General features: G+C 39.5%; 17 protein-coding genes, 1 pseudogene and 2 riboswitches. Of the genes and pseudogenes, 15 read left to right on the top strand and 3 right to left on the bottom strand.

Translation table 11 applies throughout. The annotated features are described in order from the left end of the window. Positions 1–51 precede the first annotated feature (51 nt). Together CZ487_RS24450 and CZ487_RS24445 are read right to left on the bottom strand one after the other, a co-directional pair. On the bottom strand, positions 52–3,870 hold the full coding sequence (locus tag CZ487_RS24450; protein WP_077214969.1) for an immunoglobulin-like domain-containing protein: 3,819 nt from the start codon (positions 3,868–3,870) through the stop codon (positions 52–54). A 16-nt stretch (positions 3,871–3,886) separates the two neighbouring features. After that, positions 3,887–4,489: an Ig-like domain-containing protein gene (locus tag CZ487_RS24445; protein ID WP_077214968.1), complete on the bottom strand. Its 603-nt coding sequence runs from the start codon at positions 4,487–4,489 to the stop codon at positions 3,887–3,889. 152 nt (positions 4,490–4,641) lie between these two features. On the opposite strand from CZ487_RS24445, the gene CZ487_RS24440 reads away from it, so the two are divergent. The 15 genes and pseudogenes from CZ487_RS24440 to CZ487_RS24370 all read left to right on the top strand — a co-directional run bounded on the left by CZ487_RS24440 (position 4,642) and on the right by CZ487_RS24370 (position 23,391). Further along, positions 4,642–7,503, top strand: a complete 2,862-nt coding sequence (locus CZ487_RS24440; RefSeq protein ID WP_077214967.1) for a VWA domain-containing protein — start codon at positions 4,642–4,644, stop codon at positions 7,501–7,503. A gap of 250 nt (positions 7,504–7,753) precedes the next feature. Continuing rightward, positions 7,754–8,256: pseudogene (locus tag CZ487_RS24435) on the top strand (DoxX family protein). A 235-nt stretch (positions 8,257–8,491) separates the two neighbouring features. Beyond that, complete coding sequence (locus CZ487_RS24430; protein ID WP_077214966.1) at positions 8,492–8,671, top strand: small acid-soluble spore protein H; 180 nt, start codon at positions 8,492–8,494, stop codon at positions 8,669–8,671. 185 nt (positions 8,672–8,856) lie between these two features. Next, positions 8,857–8,971: riboswitch (TPP riboswitch) on the top strand. A gap of 139 nt (positions 8,972–9,110) precedes the next feature. After that, positions 9,111–10,418, top strand: a complete 1,308-nt coding sequence (locus CZ487_RS24425) for an LLM class flavin-dependent oxidoreductase (RefSeq protein ID WP_077214965.1) — start codon at positions 9,111–9,113, stop codon at positions 10,416–10,418. Between the two features lie 247 nt (positions 10,419–10,665). Further along, a complete protein-coding gene (locus CZ487_RS24420) occupies positions 10,666–10,800 on the top strand; it encodes a sporulation histidine kinase inhibitor Sda (RefSeq protein WP_084783380.1) in 135 nt (44 codons plus the stop codon). Between the two features lie 246 nt (positions 10,801–11,046). Next, a riboswitch (cyclic di-GMP riboswitch) is annotated at positions 11,047–11,133 on the top strand. 523 nt (positions 11,134–11,656) lie between these two features. Further along, positions 11,657–13,282 (top strand): alkaline phosphatase D family protein, encoded by a 1,626-nt coding sequence (locus CZ487_RS24415; protein WP_077214964.1) that lies wholly within the window; start codon positions 11,657–11,659, stop codon positions 13,280–13,282. Positions 13,283–13,616: 334 nt separating this feature from the next. Beyond that, positions 13,617–14,618, top strand: coding sequence for a LacI family DNA-binding transcriptional regulator (locus CZ487_RS24410; RefSeq protein WP_077214963.1), 1,002 nt, complete (start codon positions 13,617–13,619; stop codon positions 14,616–14,618). 27 nt (positions 14,619–14,645) lie between these two features. Beyond that, entirely contained in the window at positions 14,646–15,593 is a 948-nt protein-coding gene (locus CZ487_RS24405) for a sugar kinase (protein ID WP_077214962.1), read from the top strand. Positions 15,594–15,652: 59 nt separating this feature from the next. Continuing rightward, a complete protein-coding gene (locus tag CZ487_RS24400) occupies positions 15,653–16,687 on the top strand; it encodes a C4-dicarboxylate TRAP transporter substrate-binding protein (protein WP_077214961.1) in 1,035 nt (344 codons plus the stop codon). Between the two features lie 44 nt (positions 16,688–16,731). Then, positions 16,732–17,214: a TRAP transporter small permease gene (locus CZ487_RS24395; RefSeq protein WP_077214960.1), complete on the top strand. Its 483-nt coding sequence runs from the start codon at positions 16,732–16,734 to the stop codon at positions 17,212–17,214. Between the two features lies 1 nt (position 17,215). Then, positions 17,216–18,499 (top strand): TRAP transporter large permease, encoded by a 1,284-nt coding sequence (locus tag CZ487_RS24390; RefSeq protein ID WP_077214959.1) that lies wholly within the window; start codon positions 17,216–17,218, stop codon positions 18,497–18,499. Between the two features lie 143 nt (positions 18,500–18,642). Continuing rightward, positions 18,643–20,148, top strand: coding sequence for a UxaA family hydrolase (locus CZ487_RS24385; RefSeq protein WP_077214958.1), 1,506 nt, complete (start codon positions 18,643–18,645; stop codon positions 20,146–20,148). Between the two features lie 10 nt (positions 20,149–20,158). After that, positions 20,159–21,658 (top strand): tagaturonate reductase, encoded by a 1,500-nt coding sequence (locus CZ487_RS24380; RefSeq protein WP_077214957.1) that lies wholly within the window; start codon positions 20,159–20,161, stop codon positions 21,656–21,658. A 25-nt stretch (positions 21,659–21,683) separates the two neighbouring features. Then, entirely contained in the window at positions 21,684–22,694 is a 1,011-nt protein-coding gene (locus CZ487_RS24375) for a zinc-binding alcohol dehydrogenase family protein (RefSeq protein ID WP_077214956.1), read from the top strand. A 55-nt stretch (positions 22,695–22,749) separates the two neighbouring features. Further along, positions 22,750–23,391, top strand: coding sequence for a bifunctional 4-hydroxy-2-oxoglutarate aldolase/2-dehydro-3-deoxy-phosphogluconate aldolase (locus tag CZ487_RS24370; RefSeq protein WP_077214955.1), 642 nt, complete (start codon positions 22,750–22,752; stop codon positions 23,389–23,391). A 105-nt stretch (positions 23,392–23,496) separates the two neighbouring features. Here CZ487_RS24370 and CZ487_RS24365 read toward each other — a convergent pair whose 3' ends face one another. After that, on the bottom strand, positions 23,497–24,534 hold the full coding sequence (locus CZ487_RS24365) for an acyltransferase family protein (RefSeq protein WP_077214954.1): 1,038 nt from the start codon (positions 24,532–24,534) through the stop codon (positions 23,497–23,499). Between the last annotated feature and the right edge of the window lie 77 nt (positions 24,535–24,611).

Genomic DNA, 24,611 nt, shown 5'->3' with positions numbered 1-24,611 from the left:
CTATTTTTAAAAAAAGAAACCGGCCAATTGCGCCGGTTTTCATCATTTTGATTATTTCGCAACGAATGTCAACTTAATGGGCTCGTTTAAGAATCTGTCAGAGGCTTCGCTTTTTATTTCTTGGTCAATCCATAACGTATATTGCTTGTTTGCCTCATAGGATCTATTGGGTGCAACTGACAAGCTTGTTCCGTCTCCGCTGAGCTCTAACGAAATGTCAATTCTCTTACCTGTTGTATCATCGGTCACATAAATCACATCAGCATATAAAGCTTTTCTGTCCACTTTTGAGTTGAATTTGATTTCCCAAACTTTATGGGGAGATACAGTTGGAATTTCCTCTGTCCATTGAGCAACGGCAGGAGTGCTGACTACCGTAATCGGGCTGATGATTTGGTCAACCTCCAAGAGTGCGTACACTTGTTTATTTTTAATCCCCGTTATTTCTTCCTTATAAGGAATCCATGTTGCTAAGTCTGATGGTCTTCCGGAAAATAAGAAGTCAGCAAAAGTCTGATCATCGCCGCTTCGTTCAAAAGCAATCTTCTTATCATTCAACGCATAATAGATTTTTGCTCCTGGATAGATTGAAAAGAGTCTATAAGTGTCTTCCTTAGGTCTTAATAAAATTGGACCATAGGTTTTTGTCAGGAGGGCATATTGGCCAGGCTCAGTTGCCATTCCAATTATGGTATTTCCCGACTGTTTGCTTGGCTGAACAATTGCAAATAATTGTCCGTTCGTTTGCCGTTTTAATCTTACAAATACTTTGTTCTCCTCATTGGGAATCTCCACTTCAATTGGTTGGATGAAAGGACCTGATTGATTGTCCCAATCCAATTCAATAATATTTGATAATTCATTTCTCCAACTGGGGTCATTCGCTGTAATAATTGACCTTCGGCTTACCTCGTTTACTGTCAATGTCGGATTCATGCTTTCTAACAAATTTGCTGGAGAAACATGAATGGCAAAGTGGTCTGCAATAAAGCTGATCCCTTTTTCTGAAGCTAAAGCCTTTTCAGGTGCTGTTAGGGTAATAGCGCTTGGCTGATAGCTATTTAAGACCATATTCTTTTTGACCGCATCTGCCCAAGTTGTGATTGCGCTGTTTGCTTCTTTTACAGTAACTGTATACACTTTTTTCACTGTCATATCCGCTGCGGCAATAACGGTAAATGAAACAGGATTCTTGTAATTTTGTGAAGATGATCCAGAAGTTTGCGTAACCCCATTTACTTGAACTCTTTCGTTCCCTTGAAATAGTGTAAATACAGCTTTTAGATTTGTAACATCGGTTCCCTTCGGTACTGTGATTAAAATTTCCCCGTTAGTTTGGTCAATTATTCCTTCAGAGTTAAGTCCATTAAAACTAAATGATGCAAAACCTATAAATTTATCCAACTCAGCATCAGAATACTGACTAATATTTACTGGATCTGAAGGTATACTTTCCACTCCATTTACCGTTTGTGTTACATAGTAGCCAATCCCAGCTGGTACTTCTGAAAAAACTGCTTTTGTATTATTCGGAACAGGTTTGGATTCAATGAGTTGATTAAAAGTGTTATATAGATTAACGACAGTTGTTGAATGATGATACAAACCAGAGATAATCTCTATTGAGCTCGTACCAGATGTGCTCTTGAGTGCTATTGTTTTATCAACCTTTGGAGGTGCAACAGTTAGTTTGCGTAATTTATTAATGGCTTCGGTCCCGCGTTGAGCTGTAACACTATATGTGATGGTGTATTTCCCTGGCTCTGGAATTTGAACTTCACAATTGACCGGTTTGTTTGGATCACTGCAAGTCTGAGAATTGAAAGGTGGTATCATAACTTTTGTTAATGCTCTTGTTAAATCACCATCTATATAATCCTCAGATGTTGCCCCTGGGTCAATAAATGTATTTGTTGAGCCTCTATAAAATTCTTCCTTATCCTCATTCCAAATAACTGTGATTTTTTCAGGGCCATTTAAGGAAATTTGAGGACGGTCGATGTCAACAACCTCTACGATATTTGATTTTGCACTGACTAATCCTGTTCCATCAACTGATTCGAATGATTGAATGATATAGTAGCTGCCTGGCTCTATATTTTTAAAAATATAGGTGGTTTCACCATCAGTCAGTTTAGGTGACTGTTTTACAAAAGTATCATCACTTTTATATAGCATCAGAACAGATCCAACTAAAGCATTTTTTACGCCTACTTCGCCCATGTCAGCGGTGCTTCCGATCGCAATTACTGCAGGTGGTAAAACAGTGACAGTTCTTGTTGCAGTGACAGGACCGTTATTTCCTTGATCATTTACACTGTAAGTAATGGTATAAATTCCAGGTATACTTGTATCGACAAATCCAGTCGTTACCACATCCAGCTCCGTATCGATATTATCTGTAGCTAACGCTCCCTGTTCAACATACCTTGCACCGACGATTAGCTTTATATCTGAACCGATTTTTTTTATTTGGGGTGGCGTTTTATCTAAGATATGTACTCTGTCCGATGGAAGGCTTTTAACTGTGCCATACTCCTGGATTACATAATAGTTTTTTCCGACAGGGATATCATTAATGGTCATTCCGTCTGTTGCATTTTGGATGGGTCCTCTAACAAGAATATCATTTGAATTGTCATTGTCATTTCCGATATCTTGATATAAATAAAGGAGGACGCCTGTAGCTGGGATAACTCCATTTATTTTAATTTCTCCAGTCGAATCTGTTGGAATAGTTAGTTCGGTATCTGTTGCTCCCAATGTCAATTTATTCGGTTGAATTATGACCGTTCTCGTTACTTCAGCTGCTTTATTACCATTGCTGTCCTCGGCATTGTATTTTAGGGTATAAATCCCGGGTTTTGCATCTGCTGGGATAGGATTGACCCCATTATCAATTGTTCGAGCAGAATCAATATTATCTATCACATCCGCACCAGGTTCGTTGTAATTTAATTGATTTCGATCATAGATAATAGTTATTGGATTATCACCTTTTAACTTTATAACAGGGATTTCCTGATCGACTAGTGTGACCAACTCAGAATCTACACTAGGTATGTCATTGATGGTTTGGACTACATAATATGTACCTGCACTTAAACCGCCAAAAGTATATCCACTTGGGCTGTTGACAATTACAGGTGTTTTGGCTAGCTTTCCACTACTGTGGTATAGGGATAATGTACTGCCTACTTTTATATCGGTTACTGTAATTTCTCCTTCATTGTTAGTAGGACCAGGTTCTTTTTGGACAAGAACGGTTACTTGATTTGGACGGATTGTAATCGGTTTAGATGTAGATAAAGCACTCTCTAATTCGTTGAAGGTTTGTGTTACTTGATAACCTTCCCCTGGATCAATATTTTTGAATATTCCCTTTCCGTCAGCGTCTGCATCAATAGTTTTTGGTATGTAGCCAGCTATAGTTGAATTCTTGAGTGTGAATTTAGCTCCGGGATAACCACCTGATACCGAGATCTCATCGCTGCCATCTACAGATGATATTATTACAGGAGCTGGCTTTACCGATACATTTGTAGAGTAATCGGAAACAACCTCATTTCCATCGACTAGTGTAGTTGATGTCACAACATACTCTCCGGGGTCAACCTCAGTAAATTCAACTGAAGATTGTGCGGCTTCAATTTTTTGTACAACCGCTTGCAAATTATCTGCTTTATAAAGTTTAAGAACTGCATTAGTTGGTGCATTTGTTACTGTTACTATACCTTTTCCGCTCCCGCTAAGAGGAGACTCCGCTGTGCTTCCGGATACGCTGCCTGGAAAGGATCCGGCCGATGCGAACTCGAAGGCTGTCAATAAACATAGTATAAAAAAAGATAGAATAATCGTTGTTTTCTTCATTTGAGCGGGGGCCTCCTTAGTTCAGAACTTGATAGCTTTGTTTTTCAAGCAATTGTTCATGTTGATCATAAGCAAATATTTGTATTTCATCACCAGCCATTAAGCCCCGTATACCACGAGTACGGTCTTCATGGAGTGCGATTTCACTGCCTCCGTTGATTGAAATTGTAATCCTTGCGACCCCGTTTGCAGCCTTTGCCTGTACATTTGTCACTAGAGGATTTAAAGTTACTTGAACTGATTGTATGTATTCACCCTGAACTTCAAAAGGCATAATTGTTTCTTCATTTAGTTTAGTTCCCGCTACAGAGTAAACATCTTCCGTAATTATTAAAGAATAAGATTCTTCTATGAAAAATGGTTTGTCCGGATGAACCTTAATTGTCTTTCCATCAGCTGAAAGTTGTAGATTTACTGGGTGGTGCTGGCCAGATTCTGTTTCAATATAGATTGATTTTTTTATATCTTCATTGAATTCGACTACTGAATTAAATTCTATCTCCCATACTTTTTGCGGGTCATGGGTGACTTCTTTTTCAAAGTTTTTTGCTGAAGCAGGTGCGATGAAAATTAGTAAACTGCTTAGAAAAACGAGCGGGAAATATATAGGTCTTTTCACTTAAATCCTCCTCGGTAAGTTCCTGTTACTTTTGTGCGAAAAATGTAGTATACTTTTCTACATATTATCATAAAATTTAACAAATTAACCTAAAAAAAGTCGCTTTTTACTAGTTTAGTTACTTTACATTTTACGAATAAAGGAGAACTTTCATGGTAATGAACAAAAAGTGGTTATTGATTGCAGTGGTTTTGTCATTATTTGTCGGCATTCTGATTCCTTCAGCCTATTCAGCTGGTGCTGTAGAGGGCAATAACGGCTGCAATAACCCTAATAGAGGGCTTGATATCGTCTTTGTCTTGGATAATTCAGGAACAATATTGGTTAATGACCCGGATGAAATTCGATTTACAGGGTCGATGAACTTAGTAAATTCTTTGCATGAGTATGACCGGGCATCGGTTATTAAATTTGATGATGAAGCCGTTAATCTGCAATCATTAACAAACAATCGTTATTTCGTACAAGAGGCGTTATATAAGCCCATTCCGTATGGTGGAACGGATATGAGTACTGGGATTAGCGAGGCTCTAGCAGAGTTTTCAAAAAATAGCGGAAATAATCATAAAATTATGATCGTGTTAACCGATGGACATTCAATTAATAACTCCAAATCATTGGAGTTAGCTCAACAAGCTTATGAAGAGAATATAACGATCTACACAATTGGTCTTGGCCATGAATCTGCTATTGATGTTTCAACTCTAACAGAAGTGGCTGAAAAGACAGGAGGTCAGTATTTTCAAGCTATCTATTCAGCCAATTTAATTAACGTGTTTGATAACATAAGAGAATCAGTTGAAGATCTACGGGGACCAAAAGTTTATAGTGATTGGACTCTGACAGATGATTTATATATGGATGGAGATTTAGTACTGTATGAAAATATGAAAATGGATTTAAATGGGTATGATGTGGAAGTTGAAGGTGACCTTGTGCTTCTTTCGTGTTCTGAAATGCGTGCAGTAAGCGGAACAATACAGGCGGGGAATCTCGAGCAAGAAGCCGGTTCTACGATTAATCTTAATAATAGCCAATTAGAGGCAAATAGTTATACTCAGGATGGATTTTTGCGGGTAAATGGAGAATATGGCACTAATGAAGATGATGAGGTTTTAATTCAAGGTAATTATAATCAGTTGGTGCGAGGTGGTCTGGATCTTAATGGCTTTGCTCTAACAGTGGTAGGTGATTTAGTTCAAGAGGGAAATTTTAATACCGGTGGCGGATTTGTTCATATTAAAAAGAATATGACACAAAAGGGCTGGTTTGATCTTAATCATGGTGAGCTATTGATTGATGGGAACCTTGATATAAGCGGTAGTAATTTAATTGATGATCAGTTTAAAGAAAATAAGTCATTAAATGTAAATGGTGGCTATATTCAAGTAGGTACAGCTGATTCGAGAAATGTTGACAGTACCAAGGGGGATGTGATTCAAAATAGTGGTCAACTATATGTTAATAATGGTACTGTCAATATATTTGGTAATTATACGATTCATGATGGCTGGTTGACAATGATTCATGGTTCTATGGATACAACCTCTGATTTCTATACGGAGAAAGATGGTGATTATGTTCATGTCCACGGTGATTTTACAGTGGAAAGCTCGCGTAATCATGCTGAAAGGTTATATCCCTTTTTAGGAAAGCCGATGAATGACCAAGCTCATTTAACCGATGGTGTTTTACAAATTGAAGGGAACTTCAAACAGGTAGGAGATAAACAAGCTCATGCTGTCTATAGTGACCGTTCTCAAAACTATGAAAAGGACTATAGTCGATTTAACTTTGTGGCAACAGGCAGACATAAAGTATTATTAACCGGCAATGGAAACATTGAGGTAGAAGGTTATGGCTTCCATTTTAATATTTTGGAATTAGAGGGACGTTTGGTTGATTATCCACGTATTGGTCCAGTTAGATGGGACCAACTTATAGAATCAAGTAAATCGGCTAATACGAATTTACATTATCTTTCTATTAATGATATCCCTGTGAAGGGATTTAATCCGGAAATTTTAAATTATGACCACGCGGTACCTGCAAGTACTATAACGGGACCACTTGCTTCCTTAAAAGTTGATGCTCGTGCAGAAGATCATGGAAACGCAACTGTTGAGATTACTGGCAACACAATGATAGGTGATAAAGCAGTGGTCAAAATTTTAGTAACTGCACAGGATGGTGAAAGCTACAAGGTATATACTGTCAACGTGATGAAAGGGGACGAGGTTCCTGGTAAAGTGACATCAATTGAACTAGATCGTAGTGAACAAACGTTTATTATGAACGGTCCATCGTTTAGTCCGGAGAGGGTCACACTTGGTTATACTGTGTTTCCTACAAATGCAGAGAATCAAAAAGTAATTTGGACAAGCACAAATCCCGCAGTTGCAACGGTTGGCCCGAACGGAATAGTCACCCCGGTTGGAGTCGGTGAAACGACAATAATGGCCGAAACAGAGGATGGAAGCTTTTTTGATTCTGTCAATGTAAAAGTAATGCTTCCGTTCGACTTATTAGAAGGAATAAAGACTTTGGCTGATTTTGTGGAAGACACGGATCGTTACAATAACATTATGGCTTTATATGATCCTAGTAAATTAGGAATTGTTGTTCCTGGAGAATATATAGATTCTATAGAGTTTATCGCTTTTAGTTATCTTGTAAATGGAACGATTACTACGAATCCTGCAGTCAGTAGGATTGAAGTAAGTGTGAACGACTTACCGCTTTCAGCACAGGAATTGAATGACACGGGAACGGAAAAAGAATTCCTTTTTAATCGTGCAGGCTTGCAATACGGAGATAAGATTGAAGTCATTGCTTTTAATAGTGCTGGAGACGAATTAGAACGTATCATGACTGAATATCCCGTTGATTATAGCAAAAACACATTCATTCCCTATGGTTTTCATTCTATTAAAGATTTACTTAGTAACCCAATCCTATTCGAAAAAATCCTTGAACAATATTCGCTTGATGAATTAAGGTTTATTTTAAAATAGCAGTCAGCGAGACCATTGTAAACGGGGACGGTTGAGTTGTTTGAAACTTAGCAAAGCAGAAACCCTGCGGGAAGAACTCCGCAGGGTAACAATTCTACTTTTCACTGATTTGTAAAGAGATTTTTTCCGGTTTGTGAACTATTGAACATTTCTATTTCAAGAGATCTAATCGTATATATAATAAAAGCATAAGAAGTGCTTCTAAAAAACTACTACTAAGTGAAATCTTAATCTAAGAGGAGTGAGTGTGGTGGTAGTCAAATGGTTAAGAGAAAATAATATAGCAGCCGGAATACTGGTATTATTTAGATTATATTTAGGTTATCAATGGATTCATGGGGGATGGGGAAAAGTAACAGGTGGTTTGATGCATCTGGTTTCTTGCAAGGTGCCATTGGCAAAGCATCTTGCGATCATCCAGCCGTTCAAGCATGGTGGGCTGGTTTCCTAAAAGGATTTGCACTTCCAAATGTAGGGTTGTTCAATATTCTTGTACCATGGGGTGAATTACTAGTAGGAATCGCACTTATTCTTGGAACGTTTACAACATTCGCGGCTTTAATGGGAGCAACCATGAACTTTGCATTCTTATTCTCTGGAACAGTAAGCACAAACGCACAAATGGTGTTATTAACTGTATTCATCATAGTAGCTGGTGCAAATGCTGGTAAATATGGTTTAGATCGATATATTTTACCTTTCATTCATAAAAAAATCAACAAAAAAGCAGAAGATAATAAAGTTACTGTATAAAAGTATATGACTATTTGTAGAAAGCTCTATGGAGAAAAGATCTCTGTAGAGCTTTTCTATTTAGAAACATTGGCCGTTTCAGGGTTATCACAATTTTCTTTATTCAAAGAATGATGATGAAGAAAATGGTTCAGCTCCGAAAGCACCTCTTTCTCTACTCTCAGTATGCTATTAGTATATCTAAGTTATTTGAAACAAATATTATAACTATTAAAGTCAAAAGGAGGTGGCTGCAATGAATGCACAACGAGCACAAGAAATTGCTTCTTCGCCAAATATGGCTAATGTAACCTATAATGGAGAAGGCATTTATATTGAGCACGTGGATGAAACAAATGGAATAGCTACAATCCATTCCCTTAATGAACCAAATAATAAACAAAGTGTTTCTGTAACAAGCTTAAATGAACAATAATTTATCAAGTCTTTCCTAATAATAGACCTCCACTTTCGGGTGGTGGTTTTACGTTTGATTAAATTCAGTTGAATTCTCCTTCAACTATTTATTCTCTCTTCTTCCATCCTCATTCCTTAGCCTCATTTTCCAAATTTTCCTTTTATTTTAATGAAGTCTCTTGTATACTAAAATCAAATTGAATAGTAATTAACTAGGGGAGTCCAATAAGTTGGGCTGAGAAAGAAACACGTTGAAGTTTCTTGACTCTTGGGACCTGATCTGGTTCATACCAGCGTGGGGAAGTTAGAAGCGTCATTATAGTTATACTACTTCTTTATACATATTAGCCGGGTCCAGCCATTTATTGGACACCGGCTTTTTTATGTACTTCATAAGCTCTCCGCTTGTTGTGTTCTATATCTTGTCCTTATATCAAAAAAGGAGAGATTTATTTCAAATGACAAAAACGAAAGAAAAACAACTGCACTTAGGTGTTTTGCTCTATGGTTGTGGACATCATCAAGCTGCTTGGTTAATGCCTGACTCAAGCGTTGAACGTATTGGAGATATTACTTATTACCAATCCTTAGCGCAGCTAGCGGAAAAAGGTTACTTTGACGCAGTATTCTTTGCTGATAATCAATCATTTCCAGGTAAACATTCTAGTGATATGCCTGCATTTTGGTTTGATCCGGTAGTCAATTTAACTGCTATTTCTCAAGTGACAAATCATGTGGGATTAGTTTCAACCATTTCAAGTACTTTTTCTAATCCTTTTACAGCTTCACGACAACTATTAAGTTTAGACCATATCACAAAAGGACGTGTGGGTTGGAATCTCGTTACGTCAATGACTGATTTAGAGGCGTTAAATCATGGTATGGAAGAACTGCCTTCTCATGACAAACGCTATGAGAAGGCAGACGAATTCGCTGCTTTAATGAATAAGTTATTTCTTTCATGGGACAGTAATGATTTTCTACATGACCGTGAAGAAAGAAAATTGATAAATCCTTCAAACATTGAGCCTTTTAATCACGCTGGCACCTATTTTAAAGTGTATGGCCCATCCACTACGCCAAAAAGTCCGCAAGGTAAACCAGTATCAATGCAAGCAGGGGCATCTAAACAAGGCGTTGCATTAGCCGCAAAATATGCCGATGCCGTCTATTCGGTGTCGTGGAACTTAAAGCAAGCAAGAAGATTTCGTGAAAAGTTAGATGAACAAGTGAAACAAAGCAAAGACAGCAATAGACATATTAAAGTATTTCCAGGCTTAGTAACCTATGTAGGTCATACTCGTGAAGAAGCTTTGGCCAAAAAAGCAGCATTAGATGAGCTATTACCTATTGAAACGGCTTTAAAACAGTTGAGTTTCTTTATTCAACAAGACTGTACTAATTGGGAAATTGATAAAGAAGTACCTCCATTACCCCCAGTAGAAGAATTTACTGGTCCAGTTGGACGTTACGAAACGATACTAGAAATTATTAATGATACACAACCGACAGTAAGAGAATTATTAGGATATCTTAGTGCAGGCGGTGGACATCACACACTGATAGGTACACCCGACGAAATTGTGGATCAGATGGAAATCTGGTTTGAAGCTGGTGTAGCTGACGGATTTAATCTTATGCCTCCTACATTACCCGGCAGTTTAGAAGACTTTGTTGAACTAATTGTTCCTGAAATGCAAAAAAGAGGTATCTTCAGAAAGAAATATGAAGGCCATACCTTCCGTGAACATTTAGGATTAACATAAGGTACATGATACATGGGGAAAGAAACAAGGGGACGGTTCTCACGCCTTCCTAATTCCTTCCAAATTAAATGATTAGCAGAATTAATGCAGCCTTGTGGAGAGAAATCTTTGCAGGGCTTTTTGTGTTTTTTGGCTTAACCCTTTTTTGTTAAGTTTTTGTCGAATCTATTCCATTTTCATTTCGAATTTAAGATAATATTCTTTGTGTGTTTTAATCATTTTTAAAAAATAAGGTGATTGATTGAGAATGAAGGATTTACCTGATGAAATATTGATTGCTTGCTATCTGAAAGCAGTGGAGTTGAAATTGGACAAGGCGTTTATAGAGTTATTATTTAACGAAATTAACTCCAGAAACATTCAACATTTTCTAGAAGAATAATAAAATTTCTTCCCTCTAGTAGTCTAATTTATTTAAATCAAGCACTAAATGTGGGAATTCACTTCCTAGAAAGGGATGAATGATATTTCTGCGGAAGAAATGTTTCTATTTATAAGGGACTTCTACTTTTTGTACGATCAATATACTAGGTGCAATGATATGGATATAAAACTAATAATCTACGAGGAAATACTATTATTGGGTCAAGTCATTCATTCATGATTTTTTAAAATTTCCCCCATCTTAAAAAATAAAGGGCAAATTTTACGAAAGTAAAAATACGCAAAGCCACGGGCCTAAAGCAATTCTTGCCATGGCAGCCGGGTTGCCAGACTATTGTCTGTCCCTTATACTCCTCACTTCTTTCTTACACCCTTATATTCCTTCGAATGATCTCTGCTAATTGGCTAAATTTACACACATCCTCGAATTGCTACCTGTACTTCCTTAGGACTTCTATTTAACCACGTCGCTTTTAGAAACCTAAATTTTACAAAAAAGTAAAATAATTTACTGTCACATCACAAAAAATGAACACTTTTAAAATCTACTAAATAAAAAAGGCATTGGATGAGTCATTATCCCCATTAATATTAAGTTTTTTCACCTATAGGAAAAAGTGTGATTAAAACGGCTTTCTTCATATACCCCGGGACTTTTGAGAGGGTAAGGGTGTTTTCATTTTTACTAGATTAAGAGTGTTAATCGCAGAATATGTCAGTTCTATTGAACCAGGATCGAGAGAAATACAGGAATAATTTGCTATTTTAAGTGATTTACCATTTTTTTACGACATTCTAACATGTGCAACATAACTATTTCCTACTATTAAAAACGAAACGAAGGAGGGAATAGTATGAAAAAAGATGAACTTCAATTAGAATCGCTGGATCGTCGAAAATTTTTAAAAAGGACTGGTAAAGGGGTAGGGCTTGCACTTGGTGCTGCTCTTATTCAATCACTTCCAGTAAATGTGGCAGCTGCCGAGTCGTCATCCAATCAATCTAGCAATCTTGATTATCCATTTACATTAGGAATTGCTTCAGGTGACCCACTGCCGGATGGTGTTGTTTTATGGACAAGGCTTGCTCCGGACCCATTAAATGGGGGAGGCATGCCAAATCATCCATTCCCGGTACAATGGGAGGTTGCTCTTGATTCCTCTTTTACCAATGTGGTGAAAAGAGGAACGGAACTATCAAAGCCTCAGCTGGGCCATTCCGTCCATGTTGAAGTAGATGGCTTAGACCCTGCGACATGGTATTATTACCGATTTAAGTCGCAATCGAATTTCAGTCCAGTGGGCAGAACGAAAACAGCACCTGCCTATAATAGTCATGTGGATGAGCTAAAATTTGCATTTGCTTCCTGCCAAAACTGGCCTGTAGGATTTTACACAGCCTATCAGCATATGGCCAAGGAGGATCTGGATTTGGTCGTTCACTTAGGTGATTACATATACGAAGGGAAACATGACTCCAATATTCGCCCAATGGATCAGGTGTATCCAGAGATTTATACACTAGAGGACTATCGTAATCGCTATGCCTTATATAAATTGGATAGTGATTTGCAGGCGGCCCATGCGAATTTTCCATGGATTGTGACATTTGATGACCATGAAGTGGATAATAACTATGCTGCTGATATCCCTCAGGATCCTCACAAGCAATCGAAAGAGGATTTCTTACAACGAAGAGCTGTGGCGTACCAAGCCTATTATGAGCATATGCCTCTTCGTCGTACATCTACTGCAAATGGCAGTGATATTCAGCTTTATCGCCGGCTATCTTTTGGTAATTTAGTAGATTTTAATGTGCTGGACACACGTCAATATAGAGACGATCAGGCAAATGGAGACGGCTGGAAAGTCCCAACTCCAGAGTCGGAGGATCCAAGCCGTACACTGCTAGGGGAAGAACAGGAACGTTGGTTATTAGACGGTCTAGCTGCATCACAATCAAAATGGAAGGTTCTAGCCCAACAGGTCTTTTTTGCTCACCGTGATGGTGATTTTGATCCAGACGAAGAATATGTAAGCATGGATGCTTGGGATGGATATCCTGGCGCTCGCCAGCGAATTGTGGACTTTTTAGCTGCAAAGGATATTAAGAATACCGTTGTCCTTACGGGAGATGTTCATACCAACTGGGCTAATGAAATCAAAGTCGACTTCCATGACTCTAACTCTGAAAATGTAGCAGTAGAGTTTGTGGGAACATCGATTACTTCTAATGGAGACGGTTCTGATGTGAATAGCAACACAGCGAAATACTTGAAAGAAAATCCGCATATTAAATTCTTTAATAACCACCGAGGCTACGTTCGTTGTAAACTGACACAACAAACATGGCAAACAGATTATCGAGTGGTTCTATATGTATCAAGACCGGGTGCACCAATCAGCACACGTGCTTCTTTCGTAGTGAAAGATGGAAATTCAAGCTTGCAGCAAACAGCGGGACAAGCAGTTTTAAGCTAATGAAGGTTAAGTCACAGTGACGGCCCGAAGTTCCTCGAAATATGTCGGAAATTAAATGAAGAAAAATAAGCCCTGCGGAGAATAAAACCTCTGCAGGGCATGCTTTGTCTTCGGGCAATCAGGGCGGTTGAAATTGAACGCAATAATGGAAAGATATCAAGTCTTATTAAATGAATAGCTGTGTTTTGTTTAACAAAACATTCTATTATTCTTAAATTTTTAAAAATTATGCTTGCCTAAATTTTACGAATTTAATATAATCTAACTAAACCGGTTTACTAAACCGATTTACTAAACCGGTTTAGAAGAAGGAAAAGTTTGGGGCGAATAGGAATTGAAGACTGTTACGATGGCTGATGTGGCCAAGAAGGCAAAGGTTTCGAAGAGTACGGTATCTCAGTATATCAATAATCGCTATGAATATATGAGTGCCGAAACAAAGACTCGGATTGAAGAAGCTATTGAGGAGCTTGGTTACCACCCTAACGTTATTGCAAGAAGTCTGAAACAGAAGAAAACCTCAACAATTGGAGTCATTGTTGCTAATATTTTGCACGCATTTTCAACACAGGTGATTCGTGCTGTAGAGGATGTTAGTAATGATTCAAATGTCAGCGTTATCATTTGCAATGCAGACGATAACCCAGAAAAGGAACAGAAGTATATTGAAATGCTTCGGGCAAAGCAGGTTGATGGGTTAATTCTATTTCCGATTGGCTCTAATTTCGAACTCTATCAACAATTGAAAGAGGAGAACGTCCCTCTCGTATTTGTTGACCGGCGAGTAGAAGGAATTGAAACGGCTTCTATTTTACTAGAAAATGAAAACGCTTCAGAGATTGCCGTAGACCACTTTTTTAAAAGAGGGTATACAAGGATTGGAATACTGACTACTTCCATTGCTGAGAAAATTACTCCCAGGGTGGAGAGAATTGAAGGGTACAAAAAGGCGTTAGTAAAAAGAGGTTTGCCATTAAGGGATGACTATATTGCAAGTGTGGATATAAGCGATATGCAAGATGCACTTACAAATATGTTCAGCCAGCCTGAGCCGCCGCAGGCATTACTAGCAGGAAGTGATTTAGCCTTTCTTGAGGTGCTGCATTTTGTTAAAAGAAAGGGCATGCAGATTCCAGATGATCTCGCGGTTATAAGTATGGATGAAGTTTCCTTTTCAGAAATCTATCAGCCCAGACTTACCACCATCTCACAGCCTGCATATCAAATGGGTAAGCACGCCACAGAGATACTTTTAAAACAAATTAAAACAGGGAAAGAAGTCAACTCTGACTTAATTCGTTACCCAGCAAGTCTAATTATTAGGGAATCAACATAACGTTTCAGCGCGAATAGAGGTGTAAAAGTGGATATTATTACGATTGGTGATGCATTAGTAGCTTTTGAACCAGCACAAAACGGCCCGCTAAGATTTGTGAATAGCTTCGATCGAAAGGTTGGAGGAGCCGAACTTAACGTTGCGATTGGATGCTCGCGGTTAGGCCTTCAGTCCGGGTGGATCAGCCGATTAGGAAAAGATGAATTCGGGCGCTATATTTACAATTTTGCAAGAGGCGAAGGAATTGATGTGAGTGAGGTTCAGTTAGTCGAGGGTCATCCCACTTCAATCTATTTTAAAGAAAAACTGAACGGTGATTCTATTAATTCATATTATTACCGTCATTCGTCACCGACCATTACCTTCAAGAATGATGAAATGAACGAAGAGTATATAAGGCAGGCAAAAATATTACATATTACAGGTGTTTTTCCTGCTATTGCTGAATCGAATGCTTCTATTATTCTTCAGTTGGTTAAGTTAGCCAAGAAACATCAGGTACTGGTGACACTTGATCCGAATATCCGGTTAAAGTTATGGAGTGCCGAAAAGGCAAGGGAAACTTTACATTCCTTCCTGCCTTATGTAGATGTGCTTATCACAGGTGAGGAAGAAGCTGAAATTCTCTTTGGTACCTCTGACCCTGATGAAGTGAAGCTGGCTCTTCAGCAATTAGGGATTGACCACTTTGTCTTAAAACAGGGAGAAAGAGGAGCAATGGGCTTTCGAAAGGAAGAATCTGTGTATGCTCCGGTTATGGATGGGATACAGGTAGTCGATGTTGTAGGAGCAGGAGATGCATTTGCTTCAGGTTATCTCTACAGCTTGATACAAAATTGGCCGCTGGAAGAGTCCTTGAGTTTTGCGAATGGAGTTGCTGCCCATGTCATTGGAGTTGCAGGCGATAATGAAGGGCTCCCATATAAAGAGGATATGGACATTTTTTTAGGTAAAAAGAAAGCGGTTACGCGATAGAAAGTTTTTCTAAAAGGGTTCCTAATAAAAAATTTATCAAATGAAAAGGGGTAAATGAAATGAAGAAATTTTTCAAAAAACCAATGATGTTTCTTGTAGCTGCTCTATTTCTTGTTGCTTTAACAGCATGCGGATCAGGCGAGGAAGCTTCAAGCGATTCAACGGAGAGCAAAGATTCAGATAAGAAGATTTCAATTAACGTAGCATATGGTAATCAGCCGGGAGAACCACTTGACCAGCAAGCGAAAAAATGGAAAGAGCTAGCGGAAGAAAAAAGTGGTGGAAAGCTAGAATTAAAGCTATACCCAAGTTCACAGCTTGGATCGGAAAAAGACGTAGTAGAACAAGCGATCATGGGTAATAACGTGATTATCTTTACGGGTTATGATTTCTTAATGGATTATGTTCCAGATGCAGGAATTTACACAGCACCTTATTTAACAGAAAGCTTTGATGACTTACTTTACTTAACAACAACGGATTGGCAAAAAGAACTTGTTGAAAAATTAAAGGCTGAAGGAATTGAAATCGTTAACACAAATACGGTTTATGGTGCACGTCACCTAATGACGACTGAACCAGTAACTTCAATTGATGATCTTAAAGGCATGAAAATTCGTGTTCCTAATAACCAAATGTACATTAAAACGTTTGAATCACTAGGTGCAACACCAACTCCAATGCCATTGGCAGATCTATACACTTCATTACAGCAAGGACTAGTGGATGGAGCTGAAAATCCACTTCCAGTATTAAATGGTACAAAGACACAGGAAGTTGCTAAGCATTTAACTTTAACTGAACATACAAAAATCATCAGCCCGTGGATTGCAGGAACTAGTTTCGTAGAAACCATTCCAGCTGATTTGTATGAAATTTTAGTAGAAACAGGAATTGAAGCTGGTGAGTTCGGACGCGAAGTAACAGAGAAAGAAGCAGAAGAAGTATTAGCACAATTTAAAGAAGAAGGCATTGAAGTTCACGAAGTAGACCTTGCGCCATTTAAAGAGGCAGCAAAAGAAGTGTATACAGGATTCCCTAACTGGTCTCCAAACTTATATGAAACTGTACAAGAGTTGTTAGCAAACCGCTAATATAGACCTGGACCGAAGTTTGGTTATATCAGGAGGAACGAATAATGCTAAAAAAATGGCTAGATCCAATAGATGATGCACTTTCAGTTGTTGCCCTGGCGGCAATTTCAGGGTTAACGATTGTTAATGTAATATGTCGATTTGTTTTAAACAGCCCAATTGGATGGGCAGAGGAAGTTTCACTTGGGCTTTTTGTCTGGCTGGTCTTTATCGGGATCAGCTCGGCAATGAAGCGGGGCGGTCACATTGGTGTCGATTATTTCATCCAAAAGATGCCAAGACCATTGCAATTGGTCCTAACACTAATTGGTGCGGCAGCCATGTATTTTGTACTAATCTACGTATTTATTTACTTGGGCTGGCAGTTTACTGCACAGGCTGGAAGTAAGATTACCCCTGTACTAGGAATTAGCTATCAGTATATTGATTTCGCTGTGCCATTAGGGGGACTGTTAACAGCCATTCACTTTACTATTAATTTGATTCGTTCTTTCCAAAAAGACTCAGATAAAAAGGAGAGAGCATAATATGGCCTTAACTCTCATGTTAATCGTCCTTCTAGTGTTATTTTTAATCAATGTTCCGATTGGCTTCGGGTTAATCGCCAGTACGGCTGTATATTTCTTTTTTACAGACAGCTTCTCTATGGAGATTCTCGTTCAAAGATTAATTGGTGGGGTTGAATCGGTTCCGCTTCTGGCCATTGTATTCTTTATGACAGCTGGAATTCTAATGAACTATACGGGGATTACCACAAGAATGCTTCGTTTTGCTGAGGTAATTACCCGCCCGCTTCCAGGGGCATTGGCGCAAATCAATGTGGTTCTTAGTACATTAATGGGTGGACTCAGCGGGTCTAATATCGCGGATGCAGCTATGCAATCCAAAATCCTAGTTCCAGAAATGGTGAAGGCAGGATATACGAAATCTTTCTCAACTGTATTAACAGCAGCAACTGCTTTGATCACACCAATTATTCCACCGGGCATTGCTTTAATTATGTACGGGTATGTAGGGAATATCTCCATTGGTCAGCTGTTTATGGCAGGAATTTTACCGGGGGCTGCCCTCTGTGTGATTTTTATGATTTACGTGCATTTCTATGCGAAAAAACACAATCTGGAAACGGAAAAGAAAAAGAAGGTAACGGCAAAGGAATTTTTCTCAAGCCTGAAGGATGCTCTACTAGCACTTCTCCTGCCGCTTATCATAATCGGAGGAATTCGCTTTGGTATCTTTAGTGCAACAGAAGCGGGTGCCATTGCCGTATTATATGCATTAATTTTAGGTTTAGTTGTTTACAGAGAGATGACATTCAAGCAGTTAATAAATGCTTTATTAGAAACGGCTCATACGTCGGCTTCTGTTCTCATCATTATTGCAGCAGGATCTGCATTTGGGTGGGTATTAACCCTTGAACAGGTTCCGCAAAAGGCGACAGAGCTTATGGTTGGAAATGTGGAATCCAGCATCATGTTCTTCCTGATTGTCATGATCTTCCTTTTAGTATCAGGTATGTTTGTGGAAGGAAATGTTTTGATTATCATTCTGACTCCGCTATTCATCCCAATGCTTGGGGCATATGGAATTGATCCTGTTCATTTTGGTATCTTTTTCATCATCTGCTTAAGTATTGGTACATTAACGCCTCCTTTAGGAACGTTAATGTTTACAACCTGTGCGATTACAGGCACAAAGGTAGAAGAATTTGTCAAGGAAAGCTGGCCATTCCTATTGCTTCTTATTGTGGCGGCATTATTAATTGCATTTATCCCTGCAATTTCAATGTGGCTGCCAACGTCGCTTTATTAAAAGGAACCCGGTGCAATATGAATTAAGATTTGACAGCCTGTGAGGTGCAGGACCTGCAGCCTTAATGGGTGCAGAAAGTACCTTGCAGGCTTTTTATATGGATTAGGCAGTGCAAAAATAAATAGAGGGAGGTTCCATCTCCAATGACTGAACAAAGTCAAGTAATTAAAATTCATCCTGAGGATAACGTAATGGTTTGCCTGCAGGACATGAAGAAAGGCGATCAACTTCATGTGGACGGAAACAGTATCACTCTTCTAGAGGATATTTCAAGCGGACATAAAGTGGCCATCCAGCCAATTAAAGAAGGAACAGATATTATTAAGTACGGCTTCCCGATCGGTCATGCGACAGAAAATATAGAAGTGGGCGCATTTGTTCATAGCCATAATGTGAAGACCAATTTAAAAGGGGAATTAGATTATACCTTCACTCCAAATGATGCAGAATTTGCTATCCAGGAGGGAGACTCATTACCAACCTTTAAGGGTTACCGTCGTGAAAATGGCAGTGTTGGGGTCCGCAATGAAATATGGATCATTAACACCGTTGGCTGTATTAATAAAACAGCAGAGAATCTCGTGAAAATGGCAAATAAAACACTGCAGGCAGAGAATGTTGATGGTGTTCAGCATTTTGCCCATCCATATGGCTGCTCACAACTCGGGGATGATTTAACTTACACGCAAAAAATTCTTGGAAACTTAGTGCATCATCCAAATGCAGGTGGAGTTCTTGTACTTGGGCTTGGCTGTGAAAATAACTATATTGATTTATTTAAAGAAGCGATTGGAGATTACAACCCTGACCGCGTGAAGTTTTTGAGTGTTCAGATGGTGGACGATGAAATGGAAGAGGGCCTTGAACTGATTGACGAGCTGGTACAATATGCGAACGGTTTTACAAGAGAGGATGTGCCGGTTTCTGAACTGAAGATTGGGTTAAAATGCGGCGGATCAGATGGTTTATCTGGTATAACTGCTAACCCGCTAGTTGGGGCTTTTTCCGATAAATTAATTGGTTATGGCGGATCGACCGTATTAACAGAGGTTCCTGAGATGTTCGGTGCTGAAACGATTTTGATGAACCGCGCCAAGGATGAAAAGACTTTTAACGAGATTGTTCATTTAATTAATGACTTTAAGCACTATTTTATCAAATACGAACAGCCTGTTTATGAAAATCCTTCTCCAGGCAACAAAAAAGGCGGTATCACGACTTTGGAGGAGAAATCGCTGGGATGTGTGCAAAAAGGCGGATTTGCTCCAGTGAACGACATTCTTCCATACGGAGGACGGGTTGAGAAAAAAGGATTAAGTCTGCTGCAGGGTCCTGGGAATGATCTTGTATCTGTAACGGCTTTAGCAGCTTCAGGTTGTCAAATCGTCCTCTTTACAACGGGGAGAGGAACTCCATTCGGGGGGCCGACTCCAACGGTGAAGATTTCAACCAATACGGCTTTGGCAGAGAGAAAAAAGAACTGGATTGATTTTAATGCGGGCAAGCTCGTGGAAAATGTACCGATGGGCGAATTAGTTGAAGAGTTTTTCTCTTATTTAGTGGATGTTGCTTCAGGTAATAAGGAAACGAATAATGAAATTTTCGGATTTAAAGAGATTGCTATATTCAAAGACGGAGTAACGATGTAGGAGGAGCTTTATGTTAACACTTAATCATGAGGTGCTGAAAGGTTTAGAAAAACCACTTCCTTCCTCACAATACCCAGAACGAGTGCTTCAGATTGGGGAAGGGAATTTCCTAAGAGGCTTTATTGACTGGATGATTTTTGAAATGAATAAAGCTGGTCATTTTCAAGGGAGTGTCGTAGCGATCCAGCCTACCCCTAGAGGGAAGGTCGTTCCCAAGCTGAATCGTCAGGATGGTCTCTATACAACGGTATTAAGAGGCATTGAAAATGGAGAACCTGTTGAAACGATTGAAGTGATTGATTCTATCCGTCGTGGAATAAACCCTTATTCAGACTGGGCTGACGCATTAAAAGTTTCAGAGTCGGCCGAAATCGAGTTTGTCTTTTCCAATACAACGGAAGCGGGACTGCAATATCTGGAGGAGGATTTTGCTGAAGATTCATCTCCATTGTCTTTTCCGGGTAAATTAGTCTCTCTCCTTTACCATCGTTTTGAGTTTTATAAGGGCGATGTGACGAAAGGTTGGATCATTCTTCCATGCGAACTTGTTGAAAAAAATGGGGAAGTCTTAAAAGGGATTTGTAAGAGATTAGCAGAGTACTGGGAACTGCCAGAAAGCTTTTGGAATTGGGTGGAAGAGTCATGCGTTTTCTGCAACACTCTCGTCGACCGAATTGTAACAGGTTTTCCGCATGAAGAGGCTGCGCAATTTGAGGAACGTCTTGGCTATCAGGATGTGCTGCTTACAGTAGCTGAGCCTTATCATTTGTTTGTCATTGAAGGACCGGAGTTTATTGAGGAAAAGCTTCCTTTTAAAAAGGCAGGATTAAACGTCCATTTTGACCATATTGATTCTTATCGTGAGCTGAAGGTGAAGTTCCTGAATGCTCCACATACGATGCTGGCTGCGGTTGGAGTATTAAGCGGCATTGAGACGGTAAGGGAAGGAATTGAGGATTCTCTTATCTATTCCTTTATCAATGAGGCATTAACGGTGGAAATCGCTGAAGTGCTGGGAGAAAAGGAAAAAGCGAAGTCTGCTCAGTATATCAAGGATGTCTATGATCGCTTCCTCAATCCTTATTTGCATCACAAGCTGCTGGATATCAGCTTAAACAGCTATGCGAAGTTCCAAACAAGGGTACTTCCAAGTTTGCTCAAGTTTTATCAAACTCACGGAGTTTATCCAAAGAGACTAGTGTTCAGCCTTGCTGCTCTGTTGAACTTCTATCGAATGGAAGAAGAAGATGGAGAGAAGTCTTTTGGACAGGGACTTGGCGGAAGTTATGAAATTCGTGATGGCAAAGAGGTCATTGAAAAGTTTAGGGCATTCTGGGGCGAGTACAATGGCCAAAGAGAACAAACTGTGAAGCTAATAAGCGAAATGATCCTTGAGGATATCGTGGAAGACAAGCAGCTTTACAATCTTACTAGTTTAGCAGAAGAGATTGCTGATGATGTGATGTTGATTAGGGAAAAAGGGATGAGAACAGCTTTAGAACAAATTTAGGGCAAATAAGAAGGGGATGTAGACATTGCGAACAATCATTTGTCAAGAACCAGGCAGAATGGAAATCATAGATCAGGAAAAACCAACCTCCATACAGGACCATGAAGTATTGATTGCGATTAAAAGAATTGGGATTTGCGGTACGGATATTCATGCGTATGGAGGAAATCAGCCATTTTTCGAATATCCACGGGTACTTGGGCATGAATTGTCCGGCGTGGTCGAGCAGGTTGGCGGGAATGTTCAAAAGGTAGCAGCAGGTGACCTTGTTGCGATGATTCCTTATATGCATTGTGGTGAGTGTATTGCTTGTGAAAATGGGAAGACGAATTGCTGTACCAATATGAAGGTAACGGGAGTACATATTGATGGCGGAATGAGAGAGTACTTGATCATGCCGGAAAGCCATGTGTTAAAGGTAAATCAGTTATCTCTGAATGATGCAGCGATGATCGAGCCTTTAAGCATCGGAGCCCATGGGGTGAGAAGAGCGGACGTAAAAGAAGGCGAGACTGTTCTTGTTATTGGGGCAGGTCCAATTGGTCTTGGTGCGGCACGCTTTGCTAAGCTTCAGGGTGCGAAAACGATTATGATGGATATTAGCGATGAGAGACTAGCTTTTAGCAAGGATTGGGTGGAAGCGGATGCTACGGTGAAAGCTGGCGAAGGAGCATTAGAGGAGCTTAAGAAATTGAACAATGGCCGTCTGCCATCCGTTGTCCTTGATGCCACTGGGAATAAGGCTTCCATGACGAGTGCTTTTGATTATGTGAGCCATGGCGGGAAGCTTGTCTATGTTGGCCTTGTTAAAGATACCATCACGTTCAATGACCCAGATTTCCATTCAAAGGAATTAACGCTAATGGGAAGCCGAAATGCGACATTAGAGGATTTTGAGAATGTCATTCAGGCTATCAAGGCTGGACAGGTTAACACGGCTGCCTATATTACACGAGAAATTGAGTTTGACAAGACGCCAGAATACTTCGAATCTAAGAATTTCAATACAAACAAGGCGATTATTGTACTAGAGTAGGTTGAAAAGATAAAAGGGTCCTTTATGTTCAAGGACCCTTCATAAGGAGATTGTTATGAGTATATTAAATAGACTTTTTGATACAGGAGTAGTTGCTGTTGTCCGCCGGGTCGATGAGGACAAGGTACTGAATGTCATTGAAGCCCTTATCGAAGGGGGAGTCATCGGAATTGAATTAACATTGGATTCTCCGAACCCTTTTCAGACGATAACTGAAGCGAAAAAGAAGTTTGGCTCTGAGGCAATCATTGGCGCAGGGACTGTACTGGATGCAGAATCTACTGTAGCAGCGATTAGTGCCGGAGCAGAATTTATCGTAGCTCCTACCTTAAAGGAAGAAACGATTAGAGCTGCAAAACGCCATGGGAAGATTGTCATTCCAGGTGCGTTCACTCCAACCGAAATCTTGCAGGCACATGAATGGGGTGCGGATGCCGTGAAGGTCTTTCCCTCCTCCGTTCTAGGCCCAAAATTTATTAAAGATGTAAGAGGACCACTCGGCCACATCCAAATGATGACTACTGGGGGAATTGATCTCCATAACATCGGCGACTTCATCCAAGCCGGCGTAGCAGCCGTAGGAGTAGGCGGCTCACTGCTCAATAAAGACTATATCCAAAACCAGCAATGGGATAAACTAACACAACTAGCGAAACAATACACAACAGCGGTGGCTCAAGCAAAAGCGGAAAAGTGAACTTGAATCGGTTGAATTGGTCACTGTGACCACTCGAAACTGCTCGAAATCTGTCGAATAGAAAACCCACTCTTTAATAGAGTGGGTTTATTTCGGATTGATTTCCTATGCGCTTTGTTCTATGCTGCGCATTCTTCTGTCCACAGCGCTGTTTTTCTTAACTTTCCCTACAATAAACTGACCCAGCGGCAGCATGGAGATGAGTTTAATGATCATAACGGTGATGATTAAAGTTACGAAAAACAGAGCAAGAACTCTTGTGCTGGTTTGCTGGAAGTACGCAGCGGTATATGGAGCTAGAAATCGCTGAACGGGCCAGTGCACCAGGTATATGCCAAAGGCATAATTGTTTAAAAGAGTAATAATCTTAAATTTTGGAATCGCTTGTCCCCATGCCAGAACAGCGGTGGAAATCGAAAGCACTAATGGAATAATATCGATTCTCCGTGAATGGATCGCTGTGTTTCCTTGCATATAGCTCAAGTAAAGAATATATACGGAAAGTCCCACATATAGCAGGGTTACCCACCTATGTTTATATAATTTTTCTGCAATCACTTTATAATGTTTCCCAATGATGAAGGCAGCGGTAAAGTAACCAAACCAGGCGAGAAACGGTAATTTAAGCACATGATCATAATCAGGGTGAAGGGTATACTCCCCGTTTATTAGGGTTAGGTACCAAATCATCACGGCGAGACTTACCGGAAACATCCAAGTCATTGATAGCTTAAAACGCGTGACCAGATAGTGCAGCGCGTAAAATTGAAAAATCACGATTATAAACCAGCCTACAAACGAACCGGTAAAGATATTGTCTATAATTCTATGAGAAAGACTTAAATTAGGATTAAAATACTTACCTACCAAACCATCGATGATTCCGAAAGCTAGGTAAGGGAAAAGGATAAACTGGAAGCGGCTCATCCAGAAGTTATCTGGTAATCGATCAGGGTAACGATTAGATAAAATAACCATCGACAGTACGATGAACGTAGGAGTGGCATAAACTAATAGAATACGATATAAATCATAATTTTCAATTTCGGGTAGTCCTACAACAGCGGCTGTCTGCGTCGTACTATGAAGCAACACAATACTCAAGCAAGCAACCACACGTAAAAGGTTCCATTCCTTAATCATTATATTCTCCTTAAAGAGTAGTATATCTTCAATACTACCTCATTTTGGTCACAGGGACCACCCGAAGGAGGTCGGAT

The sequence above is a fragment of the Robertmurraya dakarensis genome (assembly GCF_900156875.1).
Taxonomy (GTDB): domain Bacteria; phylum Bacillota; class Bacilli; order Bacillales; family Cytobacillaceae; genus Robertmurraya; species Robertmurraya dakarensis.
The sequence above is the reverse complement of the archived record's forward strand: the minus strand, read 5'-3'. Positions and strand labels throughout refer to the sequence as shown.